Origin of the sequence: Sphingosinicella microcystinivorans (assembly GCF_003634215.1) — a bacterium.
GTDB lineage: Bacteria > Pseudomonadota > Alphaproteobacteria > Sphingomonadales > Sphingomonadaceae > Sphingosinicella > Sphingosinicella microcystinivorans.
In genome coordinates this window covers 1741201-1765439 of sequence record NZ_RBWX01000007.1, presented here as the reverse complement: position 1 = coordinate 1765439, position 24239 = coordinate 1741201, and the positions used below count along the sequence as shown (strand labels likewise).

The window sequence follows — 24239 nt, the reverse complement described above, 5'->3', positions numbered from 1 at the left end:
GGGCTTACCCCGCCAGCACTTCGTCCCAGAACGCGGCCTCGGTATCGAGCATCCGGTCGATGTAGGCCGCGTCGCGTTCGGCGACGATGTGCTGCGGCGTGCGGCCCGGCACCCAGCACCAGAAGTCGATCCGCGCATAGCCGGTGACGGCGAGGATGTGCTGGAGCTGGCCGTAGTAGTAGCGCGGGACCGCGCGCTTTTCGGCGCTGTGCGCGTAGGCCTTGTCGCCGCACTTGATCTCCACGACCGCGCCCGCGGTGAAGCAGATGCCGTCCACGCTGGCGCGCAGCCATTCGTAGCGATTGCTCTGAAGGCAGGCGGGGGCGACGTTGTGGCCGGTGTGGCCCGCATAGAGCCGCCGGGCTTCCGGTTCCAGCGCATTGCCCCGCGACATCGCCGCATTGCCGCGCCAGTGCGAAACGACACCCGCCATCGCATCCACCTTCTCCTTGAGCAGGCGCTTGCGGCTTTTCCACGGGTTCTCACCCATCACGGCGGGCGCATCCGACGCACCGAGGCCGCCGCTGCGCCATTGCAGCCAGCGGGCGTTCCCCTGATCGAGATCGACGACCGAGAACGGCATGGGTTATGCGGCCTCGCTCAGCGCCATGCGGAAGACATCCTCGAACATCGGCGCCGTCAGCCGCCCCGTGTTCGTGTTGTAGCGCGAGCAGTGATAGCTGTTGAAGAGGATGCGGCCGCCGGGAAGCACATGGCGCGCGCCGTGCCCGAACTTGTGATGCGAGGGTTTGAGCCCGAAGCTGCGCAGGGTCGACTGGTGCGCGATGAGGCCGAGTGCGATGAATGCCCGCACGCGGGGCAGGGCCGCGATCTGCGTTTCAAGGAACGGGCGGCAGGTGTTCATCTCCTCCGGCGTCGGCTTGTTTTCCGGCGGCAGGCATTTGACCGCGTTGAGGATGATCGCACCCTTCAGGCGAAGGCCATCCTGCGGATCGGCGGCATAGGTGCCGGTTGAAAGGCCGAACTTGTCCAGCGTCGCATAGAGGAGGTCGCCCGCATAATCGCCCGTGAACGGCCGCCCGGTGCGGTTCGCGCCGTGCTTGCCCGGGGCGAGGCCGATGACCGCGAGCCACGCATCGGGGTCGCCGAAAGCGGGAACGGGCGCATTCCACCAATCCGGGTATTCGACGCGGCACGCATGGCGGAAATCGGCGAGGCGCGGGCAGCGCGGACAGTCGCGCGGCGGCTCGGTTTGGGGAAGCGGGCTTTCCATGAACATGGCTTTCCGATTAAGCGGCGCGCATGGCCTTAGCAACCGCCGCAACACCGATCGTGATCGCCATCGGATCGAACCGCCCGCACGGACGGCACGGGCGACCGGCCGGTGTCGTGCGTGCTGCCGTGAAGGCGCTTGCGGAGGCGGGGTTTCCGGCGTTCGCGGTGTCGCCGATTCTGGCGACACGCGCCGTGGGGCCTGGCGGCCGCGACTACGCGAATGCTGTCATGACGTCGTCGACGCACCTCACGCCGCCCGAGATCGTCGCGGCGCTGAAAGCGGTGGAGCGTAGCTTCGGACGCCGCCGGGGGCGGCGCTGGGGCGCGCGTGTGCTCGACCTCGACCTCATCGCCTGGGGCGCTGGCGTGTGGCCGGGACGGCTGCTCTGGCGGCAGTCGCGCGGCATCGCCGCACCGCACCGATCCATGCACATGAGGGACTTTGTGCTGACCCCGATGCTGGCTGTCGCGCCGCACTGGAGGCACCCCGTACTGGGCCTTAGCGTACGCCAGATGCACGCCCGTCTCAGAAACGGTTGACCGAAGCCCCCGCGCTCCATAGATCAGCCCCGCACACGCCACGCGGCGCAAGGGCCCTTAGCTCAGTCGGTAGAGCAACTGACTTTTAATCAGTAGGTCGCTGGTTCGAATCCAGCAGGGCTCACCATCGCAGTGTCATTCGATTTTGGATGACCGGCATCCGCATCCCGACAGAACGAAAAAATGGCCTGACCGCTGGGCCGGGTCAGTCACACCACGATGTAAACAACGCGAGAACAAGAAACTCGCGCGGTTCGGCGGTTCGCATCACGGTTTCTACGTATCGTTAACGCCTTGTCTCTACTGCTGAGATAGCTGCAGCTATCGATCGGGTGTCCATGTACGCTGTTCTTGGAAGGCCGTTTTCCATCGCGCGCGAAGAGTGGGTGTGGCTTGCGCCGCTCTTTCTGATGGTCGCCGGGATCTACGGTGTTTCCGAGGTGGCGGCGCAGTGGAACGGTGTGTCCACGGCAACGCTTGTTGCCGACTACGTAGGCAAGGCGCTTCGTGCCATTCCTCTCGTGGTATCGCTGGGCCTTCTTTACCATTTGATCCGCGCACTGCTTTCAGGAGATGCGCAGCCGCTTTCCAGCATGGTAGCTGCCCTGCGCCCGCAGCTTCGGGATGCGAGCGGTCTCATCTCCCGATTGCTGCCGCTCGCGCTGATGCCGGTGCTGTTCGCAGCGATGGGTATGCTGAAAATGCAGATTCCGCACATCATGCCGTTTTATCTCGACGACCTGTTCGCCGCGGCTGACAGGCTTTTGTTCCTTGGCCGGCAACCGTGGGAAGTGACCCACGCGGTGTTCGGATCGACGGGCGCCACGATGGTGATCGATCGTCTTTATACGCTCTGGGTGTTCGGGCTTTCCGTGGCAATCGGCTATTTCGCGCTGATCGCGCCGCGCAGCGAACGCGCGCGCTTCTTCCTGAATTTTACCGCCATCTGGATCGTGCTCGGCGTGTTCGGCGCCTACATCGGCAGCTCCGCAGGACCGTGCTTCCTCGCATCCATGGCGTCTCCATCTGCCCCTGAATACGCGGGGTTGATGGAGAGACTGGTATCGATCGACGCGGCATTGAAGGCAAACGGCGGCATGGGCCTTGGCGCGCTGCAATGGCAGCACATGCTGTGGTCGGCGCACGAGACGGACACGATCGCCTTCTCAATGGGCATTTCCGCAATGCCTTCGCTCCACAACGCGATCGCGTTTCTTTACGTGCTGCTGGCGTTCCGTATCGGACGTGTGGCGGGTATCATCGCCTCGCTCTTCGCGCTCACGACTTTTGTGGGTTCGGTTCATCTCGGCTGGCACTATGCCGTGGACGGGCTGGTTGCGTTTGCAGGGACGTATGCGGTGTGGTTGGGGGTTGAGCGGTATTTGCGGACGGCATGATGGCGACCGTGTCATTCAGCCGTGCAATGGAGCAGGCTTAGCCGCGAATTAACTATTCTGGTGTTTGAATACCGATAATTATTCAAGCAAGGCACACGGCATGCGCAACGTCCGGACCAAAAGGATTTCTTTGGTCGTCCCCGTTCTGAATGAGCAGGAATCAATAGGTTTGTTCCTCGAACGCGTTCTGCCGGTCGTAGAGGCGGCAAGCGAACGCATTTCCGAACCGCTCACGGTGGAAGTCGTTTTCGTTGACGATGGCAGCCGGGACGAAACTGCAGCGATCATTTCAACCTTCGCGCGGCGAGACAAGCGGATAAAGCTCGTGAGCCTATCCAGGAATTTTGGAAAGGAAGCCGCACTTTCGGCTGGTCTGAAATATGCAGCCGGCGATGCTGTTATCCCGATGGATGTGGATTTGCAGGATCCCCCTGAAGTCGTTCCCGAAATGATTTCCAAGTGGACGGCCGGGGCCAAGGTTGTGGGAGGCGTGCGTATAGACCGCTCGTCGGATACGTTGCTGAAGCGCCTGACAGCCGGACGATTTTATGACCTTTTCAATCGGCTTGCAGATCATCCAATTCCAGCAAATGTCGGGGACTTCCGGCTGATGGACCGCGAAGTTGTTGATGTGCTGCTAACCTTGGGAGAGCGGACTCGTTTCAACAAATCCCTTTTCTCCTGGGTGGGCTTTAGTCGCGACGAGGTCGCGTTTGTGCGTGAGCAGCGCTCAAAAGGAACCAGTAAATGGCGGTATTGGAAACTCTGGAATTTCGCGCTGGACGGCATATTTTCTTCATCGACCGCGCCCCTTAGAATCTGGACCTATGTCGGCACCGTGCTGGGATCGCTCGCGATTGCTTATGCCGGGTTCATCCTTGTCGCGAAGCTGCTCGGCAACGTTGATGTGCCGGGCTATGCGTCTCTGATGGTAACGGTACTCCTGCTCGGTGCGTTGAACCTCATTTCGCTGGGTATTCTTGGGGAGTATATCGGGCGCATATCTACCGAAGTACGCGGAAGGCCTCTTTACATCGTCGAACACACGTTTGGCATAGACGCTTCAGATCAATCGAAGGTGTCTCGTGGATAGAGCCGTCTACACGCGCATGGCTGAGCAGGAAGACGAACATTGGTGGTTCGTGGGTCGGCGGCATGTTCTGAGGCGTTTGCTGGCTCGGAATCTTAAGAACAAGGCGCGTGCGCCACTTCTCCTCGATGCGGGTTCCGGTACCGGCGGAAATTTACCCTTATTGGCCGAATTCGGAAACGTACACGCGTTTGAATATGATGCCGGTGCGCGACAAAGCGCGCGTGCAAAATGGACCGGAGACATCCTCTTTGGCGAGATGCCCGACCGCATTCCGTTTGAGGAGAAAAGCTTTGATCTGATCACGATGTTCGACGTCCTCGAACACGTGGAACGAGACAGTGATTCACTACGCTCATTGTCTCATCGACTTGCCGAAGGCGGGCGAATACTGCTGACAGTGCCCGCTATGCCTTGGCTTTGGTCGCGCCATGACGAATTGCACCACCATCAGCGCCGCTACACCGCCGCTTCCCTTCGTGAAGCCGCAAAGAAGGCGGGCTTGGAAGTGGTCGAGTTGTCGTACTTCAACACTTTGTTGTTCCCGCTAGCCGTGGCCCAGCGAATGATGGAGCGGATTTTTCATACCCATGCCGAGACCGACATGATGCCTCATCCTGTCGTCAATGCTGCCTTGGCCAGCGTATTCGGGCTGGAGCGTTGGATTGTCGGGAATGTGTCCTTGCCATTCGGACTCTCTCTTTACGCTTCGCTGCGGAAATCATGACCGCACTTGCAGTGCAGGCGGGCCGTTTTGGAACGGTGGGATTGGCCGCGACGGCTCTTCATCTTATTGCGGCTTATCTGGCCAATAGCCTTGGCGGCTTTGCGCCCGGAACGGCCAACACTGCCGGCTTTATGTGCGCGATCGTATTTGCTTACTTTGGCCATTTTAGTTGGACGTTCAGTAGACGAGCGGGACATTCAGAAGCTCTAGGCAGGTTCGCAGTCGCAAGCCTTCTCGGTTTCGCAATCTCGTCCTTTATTGTGTTTGTTGTCACACAGATGTTGCAATGGCCGATGCTGGCAGCATTGGCGCTAGTCGGCATCGCTGTGCCTGGCCTTAACTTCATCGCATTCAAATTTTGGGTGTTTCGTCCAGCCCGCGGCCGCGATGAAAGTACTATGTTCGCATCCTGCATGGCTTGGAGCTTTGCCGCGACGGTTTTGTTTGCCTGCTACTTCTGGGGACGACCGTTCAATCATGATACCAGTTGGTATCTGGTCGCTACGGAAAAATTCCTGAACGGCGCCCGCCTCTATGTCGATGTGATCGAAATCAATCCGCCACTGGCGTTCTATGTAACGGCTCCACCGATTCTCGTATCTCAATGGGTAGGAGACGGGAGTACGCAAGCATTTTTGCTTTATACCGCAGCCCTTCTGTTCGTATCTCTTGTGTGGTCTGGACGGATCATCTCGGCAAGCGATGATTTAACACGGATCGAACGCATCGCCCTTTTTGCGGGTGCGATCGCATCGCTGATCGTGCTGCCAATCCCTTTCGTTGGCCAGCGCGAACATCTCATGATCATTTTTTCGCTGCCGTATTTCCTAGCACTTTGTCTCGACGTTTCGGGCTCCAAGAGAAAGCCCTTAGAAGCTTTTGCCCTCGGCGTATTTGCGTTCTTTGGTTTGGCGATGAAGCCCTATTTTCTGTTTGCACCGCTGATCGTCACGGTAGTGACGTATTTACAGAAAAGGAGCGTAAGGCGTGTTTTTTGTATAGAAAATATAACAATTGCAATTTTGTGTATATTTTACTTCGCTTTTATAATTGTTTTTCATCAGGAGTACGTGGAGCATATTGTTCCAATGGCGGCAGAGGTTTACCATGCCTATGGATATGCATATTTATTGGTTGTGACGAAGCTGCATTTTTTAGTATTTCCGGTTGTTTTGTATTTACTGGTTCTTCAGTTTGAACTTTCCAAAAATTCCTACACGCTTAGATTTGCCGCTGTGGCAAGCGGCTTTTGCGGTGCCTATTTGGTCCAATTCAAGGGCTGGCCCTCGCACGCATACCCGATGAACGTATTCCTGTTACTCACGCTCTGCGTGATGATTGTGCGAGGTTTTTCAAAGAAACTCCACACGGTGACGGCGATTATGGCACTCGCGGTGATGGTTTTGCCGCCTGTCATTGAGGGGCCATACAAGTCACGGCTCCTTCGCCCCTTCCTCGCTTCCTACCCGGTGCCCGGCGTTGCCCCGTCCGTTTTGGTATTGTCATCGAATCTCAGGGCGAGCTTCCCTTTTGTCAACTTGACTGGTGCAACCTGGACAAGCCGCTTTCCAGCCCAATGGCTGGTTCCCGGTGCGGTTGGTCGGCTTGCTGGTTCCAATTGCCAAAACGATCACAATTCATGCAGAAAAGTGAGGGAAATATTGAACTATTCCCGCCGTGCAACGGTGGACGATTTAATTGCTTACAAGCCTGGCCATGTTTTCATCGACGAGCGGAAACGGAAATCATACTTTGTTGATGGAAAGTTCAACTATCTCGCATATCTCTCTGCCGATCCTCGGTTTGCGGATGTTTGGAAAAACTATCGCAAGGCCGCTACTATTCAGGGCTACGTGCTCTGGGTTCGCGTAGACCAGCCAGACGCGCCGCGGTAGTTAACCCGCCGTCCCGATCCCGTCGCAGTCCAACCCGAACGCCGCGAGCCCCGTTTCAAGGAGTGAGGCGAGCATGGGGGTGCGCATGAGGGCATCGGGGATGTCGCGGATTTCGTCGGTGACGGTGGCGATGGCTTCCTCCCATTCGGCGGCGTCGTAGTCGCCGGCGCCGAGCAGCATGAGCGTGTAGAGTTCGACCTGCTCGTCGTCGTTCAGGTCCTCGATCATGCTGCGAAGCTCTTCCTCGACAGAGGTGTTCGTGGAATCTTCCAGGACATCCACGGCCTTGTCATCGGCCATGTTCGAGCTGTCGTCGGGATCGACCGCGGGAACCTGTGCGTCGTATTCGCGTGCCCTCAGCACGATGCGGCATACGTCTTCGAGCGAAATCGTCAGTTCCATCGTGCGGCTCCGATCCTTGCCTTCGAGTCTCTGCTTCCTGAAGCCGATCATGCCACGGGTGCGCGGCACTTTCTTGAGGCTCGTCAAAAAGAACGGTTCAGGCGGCGCAGAGTTTCGCTTTTGCGGCGTCGTATTCGCGTTTCAGGCGGGCGACGAGTTCGGCGGCGGGGAGAACGGCCTTCACTGCGCCGATGCCTTGGCCGCAGCCCCAGATGTCTTTCCACGCCTTGGCGCCGGTGTTTCCGCCGCTGCCGAAGTCCATCTTCGACGGGTCGCTGACGGGGAGGTTCGCGGGATCAAGGCCCGCATTCACGATGGACGGGGCAAGGTAGTTGCCGTGCACGCCGGTGAAGAGGTTCGAATAGACGATGTCCGACGCGCGGCTATCGACGATCATCTGCTTGTAGCGCTCGTCGGCGCGCGCTTCGGTGGTGGCGATGAAGGCCGAGCCGATATAGCCGAAATCGGCGCCCATGGCCTGGGCGGCGAGCACGGCGCTGCCGGTCGCGATGGAGCCGGAAAGCGCGATCGGTCCATCGAACCATTCGCGGATTTCCTGCACGAGCGCGAAGGGGGAGAGCGTGCCGGCATGGCCGCCCGCACCTGCCGCGACCGGGATGAGGCCGTCCGCGCCCTTTTCGATGGCCTTCCTTGCGAAGGCGCCCGTGATGACATCGTGGAAGACGAGGCCGCCGTAGCTGTGGATCGCTGCGTTCACATCCTCGCGCGCGCCGAGCGAGGTGATGATGAGCGGCACCTTGTATTTCACGCAGAGCGCGAGGTCGTCCATCAGCCGGTCGTTCGACTTGTGGACGATGAGGTTGACCGCGTAGGGCGCGTCCTTCTCCGTCAGCTCGCTTGAAAGGCGCTGCAGCCATTCTTCGAACTGCGCCAGCGGGCGTGCGTTCAGCGACGGGAAGCTGCCGACGATGCCCGCGCGGCACTGCGCAATGACGAGATCGGGGTTCGAAATGATGAACAGCGGCGACCCGATCACCGGGATCGAAAGCCGCCCACGAAACAGCGCTGGCATGGTCAAGGCGAGAAACTCCCTATGATGCGGCCAGGAGCTCCTTCAGCGGTGTGCCGGCATCGGCGAGGCGGGCGGGCTCGATGACCGCGCCTTTTTCGACGAGTGCACGCCCCTGAATGAAATCCTTCGCCGCACTGATGCAATCGAGCGCGATGACCCGGCCACCCTTCAAATAGATAAGGCTGAAGCTGCGCGCGCTCGGTTCGCCGCGAAGTACGGTGGCATCGTGGCCCGTGGAGAGGCCGACGGTTTGCAGGCGGAGGTCATACTGGTTGGACCAGAACCACGGCGTCGCCGTGTAGGGCTGCGGGTTGCCGAGGATGGCGCCGACAGCGGTTTTCGCCTGATCGACGGCATTCTGCACCGACTCGAGGCGGATACGTGCGCCTTCCGCGAAACGGCTCTCGTGGGCCGCACAATCGCCGATCGCGTAGACGTGGGGAAGGGCCGTGCGGCAGAAAGGGTCGACATCCACACCATTGCCGCCGCTCGCCCCCGCATCGAGAAGCGGCTCGACCGAAGGCATGAGGCCGATGCCGACGATCACCGCGGCCGCGGGAAGCCGCTCGCCGCTGGCGAGACGTACAGCCGTGACGCGGCCGGCATCTGTTTCCAGCGCTTCAATGGCGGCGGAGAGGCGCAGGTCGACGCCGTGGGCGCGGTGCTCCTCTTCATAGAAGCGGGACACCGTCTCTCCGGCAACGCGCGCGAGCACGCGCGGAAGCGCTTCGAGCAGCGTGACCTTGTGACCCTGTTTGACGAGGACAGCCGCCGCCTCAAGGCCGATGTAGCCGCCACCGATGATCACCACCGGCCCGCCGCCTTCAAGGTCGGCGCGGAGCGCATCGACGTCCGCGATCGTGCGGATCATGTGGACGTTGTGGCTGTCAGCGCCGGGCAGGGGCAGGGGGCGCGGGCTGCCGCCGGCTGCCCAGATGAGATCGCCGTAGCCGAGATGCTCGCCCGCATCCGTTGTGACGGTGCGTGCTTCGGGGTTCACCGCGACGACGCGCGTGCCGAGATGCAGGGTGACGTTCTTGTCCGCCCAGAACGTCTCCGGACGGAGTAGCAGCCGGGGGGCTTCCTTTTCGCCGGCAAGGTAATCCTTGGAGAGCGGCGGGCGTTCATAGGGCGGAACGGCTTCGGCGCCGACCATGGTGATGGTGCCCGTGAAATTCGCCATCCGCAAGCTGATGGCGGCCTGGGCGGCGGCCTGTCCCGCGCCCACGATCAGAACGTCGCTTGTGCTCAATCTTCATCCCCATAGATATGAACGGCGAATTCTCCGCCGGAGGTTGCACGGCCGCGATACATGCCGGGCGTGTTGAACGAAAAGGCCGACGTGCCGTCTGGAGATACGGCGATGACACCGCCGACGCCGCCAAGAGCTTTCACTTCTGCCTGTACGGCGTCGACCGCTGTCTGCACGTTTTCCTTGCCGAAACGCATGCGCGCGCAGATTTCGTGCGCAACGCCGACACGGATGTAATATTCGCCCGATCCTGTCGCCGAGACGGCGCAGCCGCGGTTGTCGGCATATGTGCCCGCACCGAGCACGGGCGAATCACCAACGCGGCCCCAGCGCTTGCCCGTAAGCCCGCCAGTCGACGTGGCGGCGGCGAGGTTGCCATGCACATCCTTCGCGACGGCGCCAACAGTGCCGTATTTCATGTCGGCGTCGAACACCGCACCGGTCTTTGCATTCTCCTTCATTTTCTGGAGTTGCTGCCAGCGCTCCTCAGTCCGGAAGTATGAAGGATCGACCTGATCAAGGCCACGCTCGCGGGCGAAGCGGTCTGCCCCGGGCCCTTGCAGCATGACGTGCGGGCTCTTTTCCATCACGGCGCGGGCCGCAGTGACGGGATTGCGTGTGCGGGTGAGGCCTGCAACCGCACCAGCCGCGCGGTTGCGGCCGTCCATAATGGCGGCATCAAGCTCGTTCACGCCTTCATAGGTGAACACTGAGCCCCGGCCAGCATTGAAACCGGGATCGTCCTCCAGAACCTTTACGGCGGCCTCAACGGCATCTAGCGCGCTGCCGCCAGATGCCAACACAGCCTTCCCGGCTTCAAGCGCAGCCGCGAGCCCGGCCCGGCGGGCGGCGTCCTGCGCCGGCTCCAGCTTGCCCGGTGCCATCGCCCCGGCGCCGCCGTGGATGAGAAGCGTCCAATCCTGCATGGCGAAGGCCCCATTCGAAATGAAAAAGGCGGCGAAGGCGGCTGCAATGCCAAGCGAATTTCGCATCATGGCCCAGTTTTCCCCCAACCGTTGGCGCAGGGCTTACCCAGTGCGGGGAAGGAGCGCAACAGGTCGCTATCAGGATGCGGGAAACGCGCCTTCGAACCGCGCGAGGGCGGCATCGAGAAGGCGCTGATCCGCGTTTTCCGCGCGGGGGCGGCTTGCGCTGAGTTTCTGCGTCGGAGCGTCTCTAAGCGCGATCGGTATGCCAGTGGCCGCTTCGTAGCGCGAAGCCACGAGGCCCAACCACCCCTTCGGATCGTCGCAAATGGCCTTGTAGGCGTAGGTCTGAACAGTGGCCTGTGGAAGCCCGCCCAGGTCGCGGTCTATAATCGCGCGCGTCGCTGAAACCTGAGCGGCGATCTGCTCGTGGACGCTGAAATAGTCGGAAAGCTCCAGCGTCGAGGGGCGCACCGAGAACCAGCCGGCCTCGCCCCCATGGCTCTGGCGCCGTGCCGAAAGGATCGAGAGCGCGGTTTCGAGCGGATCGCGCGTTATCTCGATGAAGACGCTGCCCGGGAACAAATCCGCCAGAAACGGGATGCGGAGCCCATTCTTCTGCCACTTGTTGATAAAGGGGCCGCCCGCGATGCCCTGAAGCGCGGCAATCGTCTGGCGCATCATGGCCTTCCTGGCCTCGTCGAGCGGGGCGGGGGTCTCCGATGTGCCGAGATGCAGATTCCAGAACCGGTAGCCCTGGCTCGGCCCCTGCGAACAGTTGGTCTCGCCGAAACGGTTTGCAAGATCATCGGTGCCGCCGAACGCGCGCCGAGGCCCGGCAAGCATTGCCGTCAACACCGGGCTTGCGGGCGTTGCCATCAGGAGGTTCGAAAAATATGCGCATCGGAGATGCCGGGTCGCCAGAATGGAGGCGAGGGTGGAGCCGACGCGCGGGAGGCCCACGATGAAGATAGGCGGAATATCAAGTTTTGGCGCAATTCGGCGCGCGATAGGCTCAAGCTGCGCGAACACGGCGCGCGCGATATCCCTCCCCGGTTTCACGTTTTTCCCCATTCTGCCCAGTTGCATAGTAGCGCGGAATCGAAATGGATTGAACCTCTAACGGGCGAGTGCCGAGGAACGATTGACCGGGGAAGCCCCCGCGCCTATATGACCCCCGCTTTCGGGCCCAACAGGTCTTCGGGGCGGAGTAGCTCAGCTGGTTAGAGCAGCGGAATCATAATCCGCGTGTCGGGGGTTCAAGTCCCTCCTCCGCTACCAACCCACACAACCGATACGGTGCGGCTTGTCTGCCTTGCGATGTTATGTCGTTGATGGCAGTTTGGGAAAAAATTTGTCCCGAAGAGAAAGCTCATGACGCTCGGCTCGAAGATGTGGTTGTGGGCTCGCCGTGTCGCGATCGGGCTTTTCGTATTTCTGCTGCTCGCCGTGCTCGTTGGCGCGGTCTACGAGTTCTTCGCGCGGCGCAGCGCGGATTTTCAGTATTCGGCGCCGGGAACATTGGTCGATATCGGCGGACGCAGGATCCATCTGGACTGCCGGGGCGGCGGTTCGCCGACCGTGATCCTCGAATCCGGGCTAGACCTCAATGGATCGCTGGCGTGGTACAAGGTGCACGATACACTTGCGAAGACGACGCGCACCTGCGCTTACGACCGCGCCGGAATCATGTGGAGCGACCCGTCGCCGGACGTGCGCGACGGTGATCATGTTGCGCAGGACCTCCACGCGGCGCTGACCGCAGCAGGCGTCGACGGACCTCTCGTTCTCGTCGGCCATTCGCTCGGCGGCCCGTACATCATGAACTACACGCGCCAGTTCGGCGCATCGGTCGCCGGGCTGGTGTTCGTGGACGCATCGCATCCCGATCAACTCGAGAAGCTGGCCAAGCCCGGCGAGAAAAAGCTGAAAGTGGAGCTGCCGCTTGCAGCGCGGGCCATGGGTGCGCTCGGTTGGACAGGACTGCCCCGCGTGCTTTCGGGGGCGCTTTTCCCCGAAGAGGACAGCCCCATCGCCCCGCAGCGCAAGGCTTATTCGCCCACCAGCATGCCCGGTATGCTCGATGAGCTCGACTCGCTGGAAACGACGCTTCATCAGGGCGGCGCCCTCAGGAGCCTCGGCGATCGGCCGCTTGTCGTGCTCACCGGATCGAAGCCCTATCCGAAGGAAGCCCTGGCGGCACAGGGCATCACGGAAGCGGAAGGCCGTGTCCAAATGCAGAAGTGGGTTGATCTTCACCGTGACGAAGCGCGCTGGTCGACAGAGTCACGGCATGAAATCCTTCCCGATGCAGGGCACTATATCCAGATCGACCGCCCGGATGCTGTTGTAAGCGCGGTGAACGAAGTGGTGGGCAAAGTCCGCAGCGGTACAAAAGGGTAGAGTGTCGGAATTTTTGACATGTCTTTTTCCGTTACTTAACGGTTAACCATTACTTGACCTAATATTTCGACAAATTTGAAAATTGGCACACCGGTTGCTTGTTGTTTGCGCAATACAAGAGATTTGGAGTTGTGTTGCGATGAACATCAAGATGATCGGTGGAGCAGCGCTTCTGTTTGCGGCGTCGACCGCACAGGCTGCGACGATGAGCGTTACTTACGAAGCGCCGGGTGCGACGAATACGACGGCGACCTTCGACTATTATGGCGTCGAGACGTTCAATGGAAAAGCCGGGGACACGAGTTTCACCTCGTCGTTCACCTATGACGGCAATACGATCGAACTGACCTACAACGACGTGAAGGTGATCGGCGCGAACCAGTATGGCGGCGACGGCGGTTCGGACTATGCGGTTGCGGGCCTCGGCTACGGCACGCTGAGCTACTCGATCGACATCACGCAGTCGGGCAGCGCCGGTGTGAACTACTTCGGCTACTGGCTGTCGGCGCTCGACGCGGGCAACACCGTGAAGTTCTACAGCGGCGCTTCGGAGGTTTTCGCCTTCGCCCCCGTGAACGTCCTCGCGCTTGTCAGCGGCCAGCCCGACTACTGGGGCCACCCGGTGACGGGCGAGAACGCGGGCGAACCCTACGTTTTCCTGAACTTCTTCTACGATGGCGGCACGTTCGACCGCATTGAGTTCATCCAGGCGCCGGGCGGTGCCGGGTATGAATCCGACAATCACACGGTCGGCTTCTTCAAGGACAAGGGTGACGGGACGCCCGTGACGGACGTACCGGAACCGGGTGCGCTCGGCCTCCTCGGCCTTGGTCTCGCACTTGCAGTGGTGGCGCGTCGCCGCAAGGCTTGAAGCACGCTTTGATCGCTGAACTTCGCGCCGGGGTGGCTGGTCCATCCCGGCGCGATGCTATTTGGCGAGCCAGTCTGTAATTGCCGTGAAGAGCGCTTGCCGCGCTTCGGGGCGGGTCAGCGTGTGATCGGCGTTTTCGAGCCATACGGGTTGGACGTGCGCGCCGAGCGCGGGAAGCAGCGCGGCGAACGCCTCTGCCGTCGCGTCGCCGCGTGAGAGCGGCACGAGGATGGGCCCCGGAAACGCGTTGATCGCAACGATGAGGCGCGCGGAAAGGGCGCTTTCCGGGGCGGTGTCTCTGTTGAGCAGGGTTTTCAGCGCACCCTTCACATCGATCCCGCCAGACAGGATACGTAGCCAGTTGCGCGGATCGAGAAGGCGTTTCAGCGTGCGGTTGCGCTGCGCGGCGGCCGGCATTTCGGCGACATCGCTGTCGAAACTCCACGGATTGAGCAGGACGAGGCGCTGAATGCCGCTTGCAGCACCGAACAGCGCGAGCGCTGCCGCGCCGTCGCAAAGGCCGATGCCGACGATATCCGAGCTGCCTTCGGTGCGAAGCACGGATGCGGCGGCGGCGATGTCGTCCGCGCTGCCGAGAAAGCCCGTGTCCTCGCCCTCGCTGTCTCCAACGCCGCGCCGGTCGAAGCGCAGCGCGGCCATTCCTTGGCCGCCGAGCGCCTCCGCAAGCCGGGTGAACAGCCGATGCGGCCCGACCCTTGTCTGGACGCCGCCCGAAACGATAAGCGCGGCGCGCGGCGCTTCGCCGGGGTGAAGCGTGGCGGCGAGGGGCGTTCCTCCGCAGGATATGGCGAGCGGGCGGATCATCGCATCCACCCGGTGATGTCGTCCGCAAGTGCGGAGGCGAATGCCGGAGCCGGGGCGGGCTCGGCCTGACGCCAGACCGGCGGGCCTTCCACCGAGGACACGCGCAGCGACACGGCAGCTTCCGGTAGCGTCAAGGCCGTGAGCTGCGCGGCTAGCGCGGGCGTTACGTCATAGCCGGTCAGCGCGACCGTTTCGCCGCGCCCAAAGCGAGTTTCGTAAACCGACGGCGAGACGCGAACGCCCTCGCGTTCCTGATCCGCGATCGCCTGCGCGCGCATCATTTCGCGCAGGAGGCTGGCGCCGGAGGCGGCGGGAGAGATGCGGTAGAGGCCTTGGCTTCCGGAACCGTCCGTAAGCAAGGCGCCGCCGCGCACGGCGACCACACGAAGCGGGCGCTGCGCGAGCGCTTCGATCAGATGCGCCGTCGCAGTTTGCCACGCCGCCACATCGGGCACCCCCGCCGCATCGCCCGTGCCCGGCAAATCTGGAAGGAGGCTGCCGATTCCGCGCGCCGCGAGCGCGCGGCCGAGATCGGCGAGCAGCCGCCGCGTGCGGTTCATCTCTTCAAACAGTGGCGGCAGGAACAGGACGCACGGCCCGGTATCGGGGCCGCGCAGGATCGTCGGCAGGTCGTATGGCCCGGCGCTGAGCAGCGTGAACCGGAACGGATCCACCTAGGCGGTAGCCTTCCGCGCGATGAAATCGACGAGGTTGCCGAACGTGGCAAAAAGATCGGCATCGACTTCATCGTCGTCGATCACGATGCCGAAGCGGTCTTCCATCTCAGTGAGAAGGCCCGCAACCGCCATCGAATCGATCTCGGGCAGCGCGCCGAACAGCGGCGAGGACGCATCCAGACCGGCGGCGGCCGTTTCGGGAACGCCCAGCACCTCGATGAGAATGCGCCGCATCTGATCGGCGTGGGAAGCGGTGTCTGCTGTCATCTCAACCCTGTATGCACTGTCGTTGCCCGCGGGCGGTATACTGGCGCCGTTTGCAGAGGTAAATGCAGGCCAGACGGCGGAGCGTAGAGGGGCGGACAAAGGGGCGGATGTCGTTTCGGGAAACATGGCGGACGCTGGGTACGGCGACGACGCTGTCTTACGCGCTCGGGCGCGTGGCGGCGCGGATTCCGGGCGTGTCCTGGCATCGCTACCGGCTGATCGCCGTGCCGCTCTCGGGTATGCCCAAAATGCCGCGCGGCCATGTGGTGCGTGAACTTTCCGCAGGCGAACTCAAGACTTTAGTCATTGATGCCCCCCTAGACGTACAGGCAGATCGGTTTGCGCGCGGGCTCATCTGCCTCGGCGCGTTCGATGGCGAGGTGCTGGTCGGGGTCAACTGGCTGGCGCGGGGGCAATATGACGAGGACGAGGTGGACGTGCGGTTTCTGCTCCCCGATGACGCGGCGTGGGATACGGGGCTCTGGATACGCGAGGACCGGAGGCTCGGCCGTGCGTTCGCGGCGCTGTGGGCGGGAACCGGTGCCTGGCTCGCGGCGCAGGGCCTCAAACGCTCGTTGAGCCGTATTGCGGACTACAATCTCGGCTCGCTGCGCCCGCATGAGCGCATGGGCGGCAGAACGCTCGGTATGCTCGCAGCGGCAAGGCTTGGCGCACTCCAGGTCGCGACGGGCGTGCGGCCGGCGGCTGTTCGTGCCGGGGCGGGGACGCCTGCGGTCTGCGACCTGAGGGGCCGCTGAACCATGCGGGTTGATGCGCTTCATCTCGGCCACGACGGTGCGCGCGCGGCGCTTATCGAAGGCGCGCACACCACAACCTACGCCGAACTCGAAGCGCTCGTCGGCCAGATGGCGAGCGGGCTTGCCGCGACCGGTGTTCGCCCCGGTGACCGGGTCGCGGTGTGGCTCAGCAAGACCACGGGTAATATCGCGGCGCTGCTGGGCGCGATGCGGGCCGGTGCGGTCGCGATCCCTGTCAATCCGGTACTGAAGGCGCCGCAGGTCGAGCACATCCTTGCCGACAGCGGCGCGACGGTGCTGCTGACCAACAATGCGCGTGCGGAGACGCTGCGCAACACGCCGCGGGCATGCCGTGTGCTGCGCGCGGAGAAGGACTGGGGCGCGCTGATGACGGGTGCGCCTGTGGCGGTGGACCGTACGCCGGAGGACCTTGCCGCGATTCTCTATACCTCGGGCAGCACCGGGCGGCCGAAAGGCGTGATGCTCTCGCACGCCAATCTCGTGCTCGGTGCGGCAAGCGTGTCTGAATATCTCGGCGTCACCGCTGAAGAGCGCATCCTGTGCGTGCTGCCGCTTGCGTTCGATTACGGCCTTAACCAGGTGCTGACAGCACTGAAACAGGGCGGGGCGGGGATCCTGCTCGACTATCTCTTGCCGCGCGACGTCGTGAAGGCGGTGGCCCGGCACAAGGCAACCGCGCTGGCCGGCGTGCCGCCGCTCTGGATGCAGCTTGCCGAGGTGGAGTGGCCCGCAGAGGCGCGCGGTCTGCGCTACATCACGAACTCTGGCGGGCGAATGCCTGCAGCACTGACCAAACGCCTGCGCACACTTCTGCCCGATACGAAAATCTACCTGATGTACGGTCTCACCGAGGCGTTTCGTTCGACCTACCTCGATCCGGCGCTCGTCGATTCCCACCCTGATTCGATCGGCAGGGCGATTCCCCGCGCCGAACTGCATGTTTTGCGCGCCGATGGAACATCCGCATCGACGGGTGAGCCGGGCGAGCTGGTTCACGCCGGGCCGCTGGTCGCGCAGGGCTATTGGAACGACCCCGAGCGGACCGCGGTGCGTTTTCGCCCCGCGCCTGCGTTCTTCGAACACACGGGCATGGCCGTATGGTCGGGCGACACGGTGATGCGGGACGGGGAAGGGCTGCTCTATTTCGTCGGCCGCGACGATGAGATGATGAAGATCTCAGGGAATCGCGTGAGCCCCACGGAGGTGGAGGAAGCGATCTTCGCGACCGGCGCCGTGAGCGCGGTCGCGGTGTTCGGCGTGGCGGACGAGCGGCTGGGCCAGGCGATGGTCGCTGTGGGCGTGCGGGCCGCCGGGCTCGGCGAGGCGGAAGCGGAGGCGCTTGCGCGGCGGGAGCTTGCCGGATTAGTGCCTGCCTATATGGTGCCGCGCCACTTCATCTGGGAGACCGACTTGCCGCGCAATCCGAACGGCAAGATCGACCGCGCGGCACTTCGCGCGAGGCACGTTCAATGAGCCGCGATCCGCGAATCCATCCGCTGTTCCGCGAACAGGACGGCGAACTCGCGATCGCAGGGCGCACCGTGGGCGAATGGATCGCGGCGGCAGGCGGGCGGACGCCGCTCTTCATCTACGACCGGGCGATTATCGCTGCGAAAATCGCGGACTTGCGCGCGGCTCTGCCGACCGAGGTCGGCATCCATTACGCCATGAAGGCGAATCCGATGCCGCAGCTCGTCGCGTGGATGGCGGGGCAGGTGGATGGGCTCGATGTCGCTTCGGCGGGCGAACTGCGTGTCGCGCTCGCGGCCGGTGTTGATCCGGCGCATATCAGCTTCGCAGGGCCGGGGAAGCGCGATTTCGAGCTGGAGCTCGCGATCGGTGCGGGTGTCACGCTCAACATCGAATCCGCGCGGGAGTTCGCACGCGCCGCGGCGATCGGTGACAGGCTCGGGAAGCGAGTGCGTGCTGCCGTGCGCGTCAATCCGCCGTTCGACCTCAAGGCCTCCGGGATGCGGATGGGCGGCGGGGCGAAGCCGTTTGGGGTCGATGCCGACAAGGTGCCGGCACTGCTCACAGAAATTGCAGCCGAAGGTGCCGATTTCCGGGGGTTTCATGTCTTCGCCGGGTCGCAGAACCTCTCCGCGGAGGCGATCATCGAGGCGCAGAGGAAGACGCTGGACCTTGTCGCTGACCTTTCGGAGTATGCGGAGGTGCCGCCGCCGCTCGTCAATCTCGGAGGCGGCTTCGGCCTGCCGTATTTTCCGGGCGATCAGTCGCTTGACCTCGCCGCCGTCGGACAGGCGCTCGGCAAGGCCCTCGCCGCGCGCGATCCCATCCTGGCGGAAACACGTTTCGTCGTGGAACTCGGGCGGTATCTGGTCGGCGAAAGCGGCGTTTATCTGACGCGCGCGATCGACCGGAAGATGAGCCAGGACGAAGTCTTCATCATCACCGACGGCGGCCTGCATCACCAGCTCGCCGCAAGCGGCAACTTCGGCACGGTGATCCGGCGCAACTATCCCCTTGTGAATGCAAGCCGTTTCGGGGCGCGGGATGCGGAGAATCTGAACGTTGTCGGCTGCCTGTGCACACCGCTCGACAAGCTGGGTGACAAGGTCGTTCTACCCGCCACCGAAGTCGGGGACATCATTGCGGTTTTCATGGCGGGCGCCTATGGCCTTACCGCCAGTCCAACAGCCTTCCTGAGCCACGACCCTCCCGCCGAAATGCTTGCGTAAATAGCAAAATTTGCTATTGGAAAGGTCGGGAAAAGAACGATGCCGTAACCTTTTGACGGTATCGGGTTCAGGGGCGGAAAGGCGGCCAGCCGGCACGCATAGGGCGTGTCGGCCTGATTTTGTCTCCCGCGGACGCGGGGGCGTTTGAAGAGGGGACTCATCTCAGATGGCGAAATCTTTTAATGTGGTCGTTCCGGCCCTGGCGGCGGCCCTGGCGCTTTCCGCCTGCGCCTCGAACGGTGGGCTGCCGACCTTGCCGCCCGCGCAATTCCAGGCTTCCGAAGACGGCCCCGGCGCCGAATATATTGTGGGTCCGCTCGACTCCCTCAGCATCTTCGTGTGGCGCAACCCCGAGCTTTCGACGTCTGTGACCGTGCGTCCCGACGGCCGCTTCACGACGCCGCTCATCGAAGACATGGTGGCGACGGGCAAGACCCCCTCGGCGCTCGCCCGCGAGATCGAACAGAAGCTCGCGACCTACATTCAGGAGCCGATCGTTTCGGTGATCGTGAACAACTTCAACGGTCCGCTTTCGCAGCAGGTCCGCGTCGTTGGCGAAGCGGCTCGTCCGCAGGCGATCCCGTTCCGTTCGAACATGACCCTTCTTGACGTCATGATCGCGGTCGGCGGTCTTACCGAATACGCCGCCGGCGACAGCGCCCGTCTCATTCGCTACGACAAGGCGAGCAATTCCCAGAAAGAATATGCGGTCAAGATCGAAAGCCTGCTGAAGGGTGGCAAGACGAATGCGAACGTCGCCGTGCAGCCCGGTGACGTGATCATCATTCCGGAAAGCTTTTTCTAAGCTTTCCGGAATAGTTACGGAGATCGGCCCCAGGCCATTCATCCTTGTCAGGCAGGTGGTCCGCAAAAGCCATGAATTCGATCCAGGAAGAAGTGATGACGACCCTTTACGGGGTCTGGCGCAAGCGCTGGTACGGGCTTGCGCTGATGTGGGCCGTGTGCCTCGTCGGCTGGGTGTTCGTGGCGACGATCCCCAACACCTATGAATCGCGCGCCCGCGTCTACGTCGATTGGGCATCGCTGATCCCGGAAAAGCTCGGTTATCAGGGCGCAAACCTGTTGCGGCAGGTGGACGTCGTTCGGCGGACACTGACATCGCGCGTGAACATGGAGAAGGTCGTTCGCCGCACCGAGCTTGATGTCGGCCTCGAAAACGACAAGGAACTGGATGCGCTGATTGCGCGGATGACGAACAACATCTCCGTCCAGAGCCAGCAGGCAGACCTTTTCACGATCGTTTACAGGTCAGACGATCCCGACCGCAGCAACGCCCAGAACGCCAACCTGGCGCGTCGCGTCGTCGACAACCTTATCCAGATCTTCATGGAAGAGAATGTCGCCTCCGACCGGGACGACATCAACGAGGCGATCCGCTTCTTCGAAGATCAGTTGGCCGAGCGCGCGCGTCAGCTTGAAGAGGCGGAACGTCGCAAAGCGGAATTCGAGGAGAAATACCTCGGAATGCTTCCCGGCGAGGGGAGCATCTCAACGCGGCTGGCGGATGCGCGCAACAAGCTCGACAATGTCGAGATCGAACTGGCACAGGCGCGGAACTCGCTTCAGGCCTTGCAGCGCCAGATTGGTGGAACGCCTTCGACCATCAATGCGCCTTCGTTCGTGATCGAAGGATCGTCGATGGCATCGAGCCCGACGCAGCAGCAGATCGCAGCGCTCGGCCGCAGTCTCAGCGACATGTACGCACGTGGCTGGACCGATCAGCACCCCGATGTGGTTGCAACCAAGGCGCAGGTGCGGCGTCTTGAGCAGCAGGCTGCGCGCGAGGCGAAAGACCCGGCGCTCCGTCAACAGGCCGCTCAGGCGAATCCCGTCTACGTCAACCTCAGAAGCATGGTTTTCGAGCGTCAATCCGCCGTCGCAGCGCTTGAAGCGCGGCGCGCTCAGCTTCAGAACACAATTTCCCAAATGTCGTCGCGGCAGGTCCAGCAGCCCGGCATCGTCGCCGAGCAGGCGAAGCTCAATCGCGATTACGACGTGCTGCAGTCGCAGTACAACCAGCTGCTGAAATCGCGTGAGGAAATCCGCCTCCGCAGCGATGTCGAAACCAAGACGCAGCAGGTGAAATTCCGCGTCGTCGATCCTCCTTCGCAGCCGCGTGAGCCGATCGCACCGAACCGTCCGCTCTATCTCAGCCTGGTGCTGCTGGTCGGGCTTGGAGCGGGCGCGGCGGTGTCGTTTCTGCTGAGCCAGCTGCACACGACCTGCATCACGGCGGCACAGCTGGAAAAACGCTTCGACTATCCGGTGCTGGGTTCGGTCACGGAGATCGTTTCGGACAACCAGCGCGCCCAGAACAGGGTGTGGCTATGGGGGTTCGGCGTGCTCAGCCTTGGGCTCATCGTGATCTATCTTGCCCTGCTGCTGTATGAACTCGTTTAACGCCCTGGCCTTGGCTGTGTGTGCGGAAGGTAATGAAGATGAGTGAAGAGAAACCGTCCGAAACGCCGCGCGCCTCTCTGCTTGAGCGGGCGGCTGGACGGCTTGATCAAGCTGTGCCGGCGAAACCCGCAGCGCCGCGTCCCACCGTGACGCCGGCAGCGGCCGCGCCAGCCCCTGCGCCGCGCGCACCCGCACCGGCAGCGTCTGCCGCAGCGGCGCCGGCCCCGCAGGTGCAGCCTCAGCCGCAGTTCGCAACGCCGGAAACGCCCGTGGTGCACCTGCCCGCGGACGACAGCAACCGCATCAGTCGCCGCGGGGTTATCGATCTCGCTGAACTTCGCGATCTCGGCTACGTGGTGCCGGACGCGCCCGCGACTGCCACCGCAGAAGAGTTCCGCATCGTCAAGCGGCAGCTTCTCATCAACGCCATGGCACGCGGCGAAAACGAAATCCGCAACGGAAATCTCATTCTTGTGTGCTCGGCGCAGCCGAACGAGGGCAAGACGTTCTGCGCGACGAACCTTGCGCTTTCGATCGCCTCGGAGCGGGATCTCACTGTTCTGCTCGTCGATGCCGACTTCGCGAAGCCCGAGATTTTGTCGACGCTCGGCCTTGAAGGCGGCAAAGGCCTGATCGACGTGATTGCCGATCCGACGCTCGACCTTTCGGATTGCCTCATTCGCACCAACATCGAGAACCTCTCGGTGCTGCCCGCCGGCCGCCAGCACAACCTGACGACCGAACTTCTCGCATCGGAACGCATGGGCGACATGGTCGAGGAAATCGCCAAGCGCTACAGCGACCGCATCGTGATCTTCGATTCCCCGCCTGCGCTCGCGTCTTCGGCGGCCTCGGTGCTTGCCATGCACGTGGGCCAGGTGATGTTCGTGGTGGAGGCCGAGAACACGCGTGAGACCGAGCTTCGCGACGGTCTTTCGATGATGAATGGCTGCGAGCACGTGCAGATTCTGCTCAACAAGGTGCGCTATGCCGGTGTCGGCAGGCGCTTCGGGACATATTACGGCTATGGAAGCTGATGTGGGTGCGACGATGAGCGGGGCGGGCCGGGAGGTAGGGCGCTGCCGTACGCTGGCGGCAACGGGCGTGGTCGTGTCCATGCTCACGGCGATGGTTCCGTCGTCCGCGTACGCTGACGTCGAACTCAAGCCGTTCGTGTCGCTCCGCCAGGTGGTTTCGGATGGCTCGAACCGTGATGCGCGGGGATGGCTGGAAGCCGGCGCGGGCTTTGCTGCGCTGCTTGATACCAACCGGGTCGATGGCAACATCAGCTATCGCTATTCACGCCGGTTCGAGGAATTCGGGAGCCTCAGTCAGAAAGACCGCCACAATGCGAACGCGAATATTCGTGCGGAACTGATCGACGACTTCCTGCTGCTCAACGCCGGAGGCACGGCATCGCAATACGCCACCGACGTGCGCGGCTTCAATGCGATCAATCCCGATGATGAGAGCGGCAACCAGACGCAGATATTTTCTGGTTATGTTGAGCCGAGCATCCAGCAGCGCATCGGTGACTTCGCGACATTCCAGGGCCGCTATCGCCTGGGCGCCGTTTCCGCGGACTCGCCACGCGAGCGGCTTAGCAGCCCCGGTAGCATCGGCCTCGATCCCAGCGACGGTATCGGGTCGCGCCTGAGCGATTCAATCTCGCAGACGGCGAGCGTCACACTCGCGTCCACGCGGGCGACAAACACCATCAACTGGTCGCTGAATGCGCAGGGTACGCACGAGGATGTCGATCAGCTCAACCAAAAGTATCGCGGCTACAGCGCAGGCGGTGAACTGAGCTTCCGTATTTCCCGCAAGATCGAGCTCATTGGCAGCGGCGGCTACGAAGATATTGAAAATACACAGGACTCTATTCTTTTCGACGAGGTGACCGGGCTACCCGTTCTCGATGAGAACGATCACTTCCAGGTCGACCCTGCGATGCCGCGCCGTACGGCTTATGATTTTAGCGGCGTCTACTGGAACGGAGGGTTCCGCTACACGCCATCACGTCGGACTTCGCTCGAATTCCGGGCCGGCGAGCGCTATGGCTCTGCGAACTTCTTCCTTGATTTCAATCACCGCTCGCGCGGCGGTTTGAATGTGCGCGCCAATTTCCAGCAGACGCTGAACAGCTTCAGCCGTTTGTTGACGCAGTCGATCAATGGCGTTCCGGTCAATGCGGTTCGTGTCGGCGGGATTGACCAGCTTGGCGTTCCGTTCTGCGTTTTGGGTATCGATCCGGAATCGGATGATGGCGGGTGCCTGGGTGGACTGACGCAGTCGCTGACGCCCGCAACCTTCAAATCTGACCGCGGCCTGGTGATGGTCTCGCGCACGCTCGAGGCGCTGACCTGGTCGGCATCAGCCTACTACGACAAGCGCCGTTACGTGGATGCCCAGCAGTTGCAGGCGCCGAACCAGGTGGAGCTTCCCACCAATCTCTTCGGCGATGATGAGTCCTTCGGCGTGCGCGGTCGCGTTGCGCTTCGACTTGGCGAGCTGCAGACACTGGGTTTTGACGCGCTTCTGGCGCGGAACAGCTATGCGCTTTCAGTCAAGCGCAAGGACACCCAGTTTACGATCGGTACGCAGTACTCGCGCCGGTTGAGCAAGAATTTGAGCGGAAACGCAGCAATTTACGGGACGCATCGCATCACCGAGACACGCGGGGATTCGTCAACGTTCACGGCATCCGTGGGTGTGAGATACAATTTCTGATAGCGGATTGACTGAAACGTCATGACTTCGGGGTAAGCTGAGGGGCGTTTTCGAGGAACACAGGCAAAA

General features: G+C 62.2%; 24 protein-coding genes and 2 tRNA genes. 16 read left to right on the top strand and 10 right to left on the bottom strand.

Annotated features, from left to right (window positions below; translation table 11 throughout):
* Positions 1 to 4: 4 nt before the first annotated feature.
* Together DFR51_RS08380 and DFR51_RS08375 are read right to left on the bottom strand one after the other, a co-directional pair.
* Entirely contained in the window at positions 5 to 583 is a 579-nt protein-coding gene (locus DFR51_RS08380; protein WP_121049164.1) for a lambda-exonuclease family protein, read from the bottom strand.
* A 3-nt stretch (positions 584 to 586) separates the two neighbouring features.
* A complete protein-coding gene (locus tag DFR51_RS08375; protein ID WP_121049161.1) occupies positions 587 to 1240 on the bottom strand; it encodes a uracil-DNA glycosylase in 654 nt (217 codons plus the stop codon).
* Between the two features lie 23 nt (positions 1241 to 1263).
* On the opposite strand from DFR51_RS08375, the gene folK reads away from it, so the two are divergent.
* The 6 genes from folK (at position 1264) to DFR51_RS08345 (ending at position 6885) form a co-directional block, all read left to right on the top strand.
* Complete coding sequence (gene folK / locus DFR51_RS08370) at positions 1264 to 1776, top strand: 2-amino-4-hydroxy-6-hydroxymethyldihydropteridine diphosphokinase (RefSeq protein WP_121049158.1); 513 nt, start codon at positions 1264 to 1266, stop codon at positions 1774 to 1776.
* Positions 1777 to 1827: 51 nt separating this feature from the next.
* Positions 1828 to 1903, top strand: a tRNA-Lys gene (locus DFR51_RS08365).
* A 211-nt stretch (positions 1904 to 2114) separates the two neighbouring features.
* Positions 2115 to 3173, top strand: coding sequence for a phosphatase PAP2 family protein (locus DFR51_RS08360; protein WP_121049155.1), 1059 nt, complete (start codon positions 2115 to 2117; stop codon positions 3171 to 3173).
* A gap of 100 nt (positions 3174 to 3273) precedes the next feature.
* Positions 3274 to 4266, top strand: a complete 993-nt coding sequence (locus tag DFR51_RS08355; RefSeq protein WP_121049151.1) for a glycosyltransferase family 2 protein — start codon at positions 3274 to 3276, stop codon at positions 4264 to 4266.
* Positions 4267 to 4282: 16 nt separating this feature from the next.
* On the top strand, positions 4283 to 4990 hold the full coding sequence (locus DFR51_RS08350) for a class I SAM-dependent methyltransferase (RefSeq protein ID WP_121050004.1): 708 nt from the start codon (positions 4283 to 4285) through the stop codon (positions 4988 to 4990).
* Positions 4987 to 6885 (top strand): GtrA family protein, encoded by a 1899-nt coding sequence (locus DFR51_RS08345; RefSeq protein ID WP_121049148.1) that lies wholly within the window; start codon positions 4987 to 4989, stop codon positions 6883 to 6885. Before DFR51_RS08350 ends, DFR51_RS08345 begins: the two co-directional genes overlap by 4 nt.
* Here DFR51_RS08345 and DFR51_RS08340 read toward each other — a convergent pair whose 3' ends face one another.
* From DFR51_RS08340 to DFR51_RS08320, 5 genes are all read right to left on the bottom strand, one after another.
* A complete protein-coding gene (locus tag DFR51_RS08340) occupies positions 6886 to 7338 on the bottom strand; it encodes a DUF3775 domain-containing protein (protein WP_243446551.1) in 453 nt (150 codons plus the stop codon).
* Between the two features lie 46 nt (positions 7339 to 7384).
* Positions 7385 to 8320, bottom strand: a complete 936-nt coding sequence (locus DFR51_RS08335; protein ID WP_420853155.1) for an NAD(P)H-dependent flavin oxidoreductase — start codon at positions 8318 to 8320, stop codon at positions 7385 to 7387.
* A gap of 19 nt (positions 8321 to 8339) precedes the next feature.
* Entirely contained in the window at positions 8340 to 9572 is a 1233-nt protein-coding gene (locus tag DFR51_RS08330; protein WP_121049142.1) for an NAD(P)/FAD-dependent oxidoreductase, read from the bottom strand.
* Entirely contained in the window at positions 9569 to 10498 is a 930-nt protein-coding gene (locus DFR51_RS08325) for an isoaspartyl peptidase/L-asparaginase family protein (protein ID WP_121049998.1), read from the bottom strand. Before DFR51_RS08325 ends, DFR51_RS08330 begins: the two co-directional genes overlap by 4 nt.
* Positions 10499 to 10636: 138 nt before the next feature.
* Entirely contained in the window at positions 10637 to 11572 is a 936-nt protein-coding gene (locus DFR51_RS08320; RefSeq protein WP_243445420.1) for a sulfotransferase, read from the bottom strand.
* Between the two features lie 130 nt (positions 11573 to 11702).
* On the opposite strand from DFR51_RS08320, the gene DFR51_RS08315 reads away from it, so the two are divergent.
* From DFR51_RS08315 to DFR51_RS08305, 3 genes are all read left to right on the top strand, one after another.
* Positions 11703 to 11779: transfer RNA gene (locus DFR51_RS08315), tRNA-Met, on the top strand.
* Between the two features lie 93 nt (positions 11780 to 11872).
* Positions 11873 to 12901, top strand: coding sequence for an alpha/beta fold hydrolase (locus DFR51_RS08310; protein ID WP_121049135.1), 1029 nt, complete (start codon positions 11873 to 11875; stop codon positions 12899 to 12901).
* 139 nt (positions 12902 to 13040) lie between these two features.
* Positions 13041 to 13772: an Npun_F0296 family exosortase-dependent surface protein gene (locus DFR51_RS08305; protein WP_121049132.1), complete on the top strand. Its 732-nt coding sequence runs from the start codon at positions 13041 to 13043 to the stop codon at positions 13770 to 13772.
* Positions 13773 to 13829: 57 nt separating this feature from the next.
* On the opposite strand, the gene DFR51_RS08300 is transcribed toward DFR51_RS08305, so the two are convergent.
* From DFR51_RS08300 to DFR51_RS08290, 3 genes are read right to left on the bottom strand one after another with little or no spacing between them, the layout of a single operon-like run.
* On the bottom strand, positions 13830 to 14597 hold the full coding sequence (locus DFR51_RS08300) for a hydrolase 1, exosortase A system-associated (protein WP_145987967.1): 768 nt from the start codon (positions 14595 to 14597) through the stop codon (positions 13830 to 13832).
* Positions 14594 to 15271 (bottom strand): alpha/beta hydrolase family protein, encoded by a 678-nt coding sequence (locus tag DFR51_RS08295; protein ID WP_121049127.1) that lies wholly within the window; start codon positions 15269 to 15271, stop codon positions 14594 to 14596. The genes DFR51_RS08300 and DFR51_RS08295 overlap by 4 nt, the downstream gene beginning before the upstream one ends.
* On the bottom strand, positions 15272 to 15541 hold the full coding sequence (locus DFR51_RS08290) for an acyl carrier protein (RefSeq protein WP_121049124.1): 270 nt from the start codon (positions 15539 to 15541) through the stop codon (positions 15272 to 15274).
* Between the two features lie 107 nt (positions 15542 to 15648).
* Here DFR51_RS08290 and DFR51_RS08285 point away from each other — a divergent pair, with 107 nt between their 5' ends.
* The 7 genes from DFR51_RS08285 (at position 15649) to DFR51_RS08255 (ending at position 24170) form a co-directional block, all read left to right on the top strand.
* Positions 15649 to 16299: a hypothetical protein gene (locus DFR51_RS08285; RefSeq protein WP_121049122.1), complete on the top strand. Its 651-nt coding sequence runs from the start codon at positions 15649 to 15651 to the stop codon at positions 16297 to 16299.
* A 3-nt stretch (positions 16300 to 16302) separates the two neighbouring features.
* Positions 16303 to 17793, top strand: coding sequence for an acyl-CoA ligase (AMP-forming), exosortase A system-associated (locus DFR51_RS08280; protein WP_121049119.1), 1491 nt, complete (start codon positions 16303 to 16305; stop codon positions 17791 to 17793).
* Entirely contained in the window at positions 17790 to 19019 is a 1230-nt protein-coding gene (locus DFR51_RS08275; RefSeq protein ID WP_121049116.1) for a pyridoxal-dependent decarboxylase, exosortase A system-associated, read from the top strand. Before DFR51_RS08280 ends, DFR51_RS08275 begins: the two co-directional genes overlap by 4 nt.
* 166 nt (positions 19020 to 19185) lie before the next feature.
* Positions 19186 to 19824, top strand: coding sequence for an XrtA/PEP-CTERM system exopolysaccharide export protein (locus tag DFR51_RS08270; RefSeq protein ID WP_121049113.1), 639 nt, complete (start codon positions 19186 to 19188; stop codon positions 19822 to 19824).
* 95 nt (positions 19825 to 19919) lie between these two features.
* The gene (locus tag DFR51_RS08265) at positions 19920 to 21440 is read left to right on the top strand and encodes an XrtA system polysaccharide chain length determinant (RefSeq protein ID WP_160119225.1); all 1521 of its coding nucleotides are present in this window, start codon (positions 19920 to 19922) and stop codon (positions 21438 to 21440) included.
* 38 nt (positions 21441 to 21478) lie between these two features.
* Complete coding sequence (locus tag DFR51_RS08260) at positions 21479 to 22477, top strand: XrtA-associated tyrosine autokinase (protein WP_243445419.1); 999 nt, start codon at positions 21479 to 21481, stop codon at positions 22475 to 22477.
* Positions 22467 to 24170 (top strand): porin family protein, encoded by a 1704-nt coding sequence (locus DFR51_RS08255; protein ID WP_121049104.1) that lies wholly within the window; start codon positions 22467 to 22469, stop codon positions 24168 to 24170. Before DFR51_RS08260 ends, DFR51_RS08255 begins: the two co-directional genes overlap by 11 nt.
* Positions 24171 to 24239: the final 69 nt, after the last annotated feature.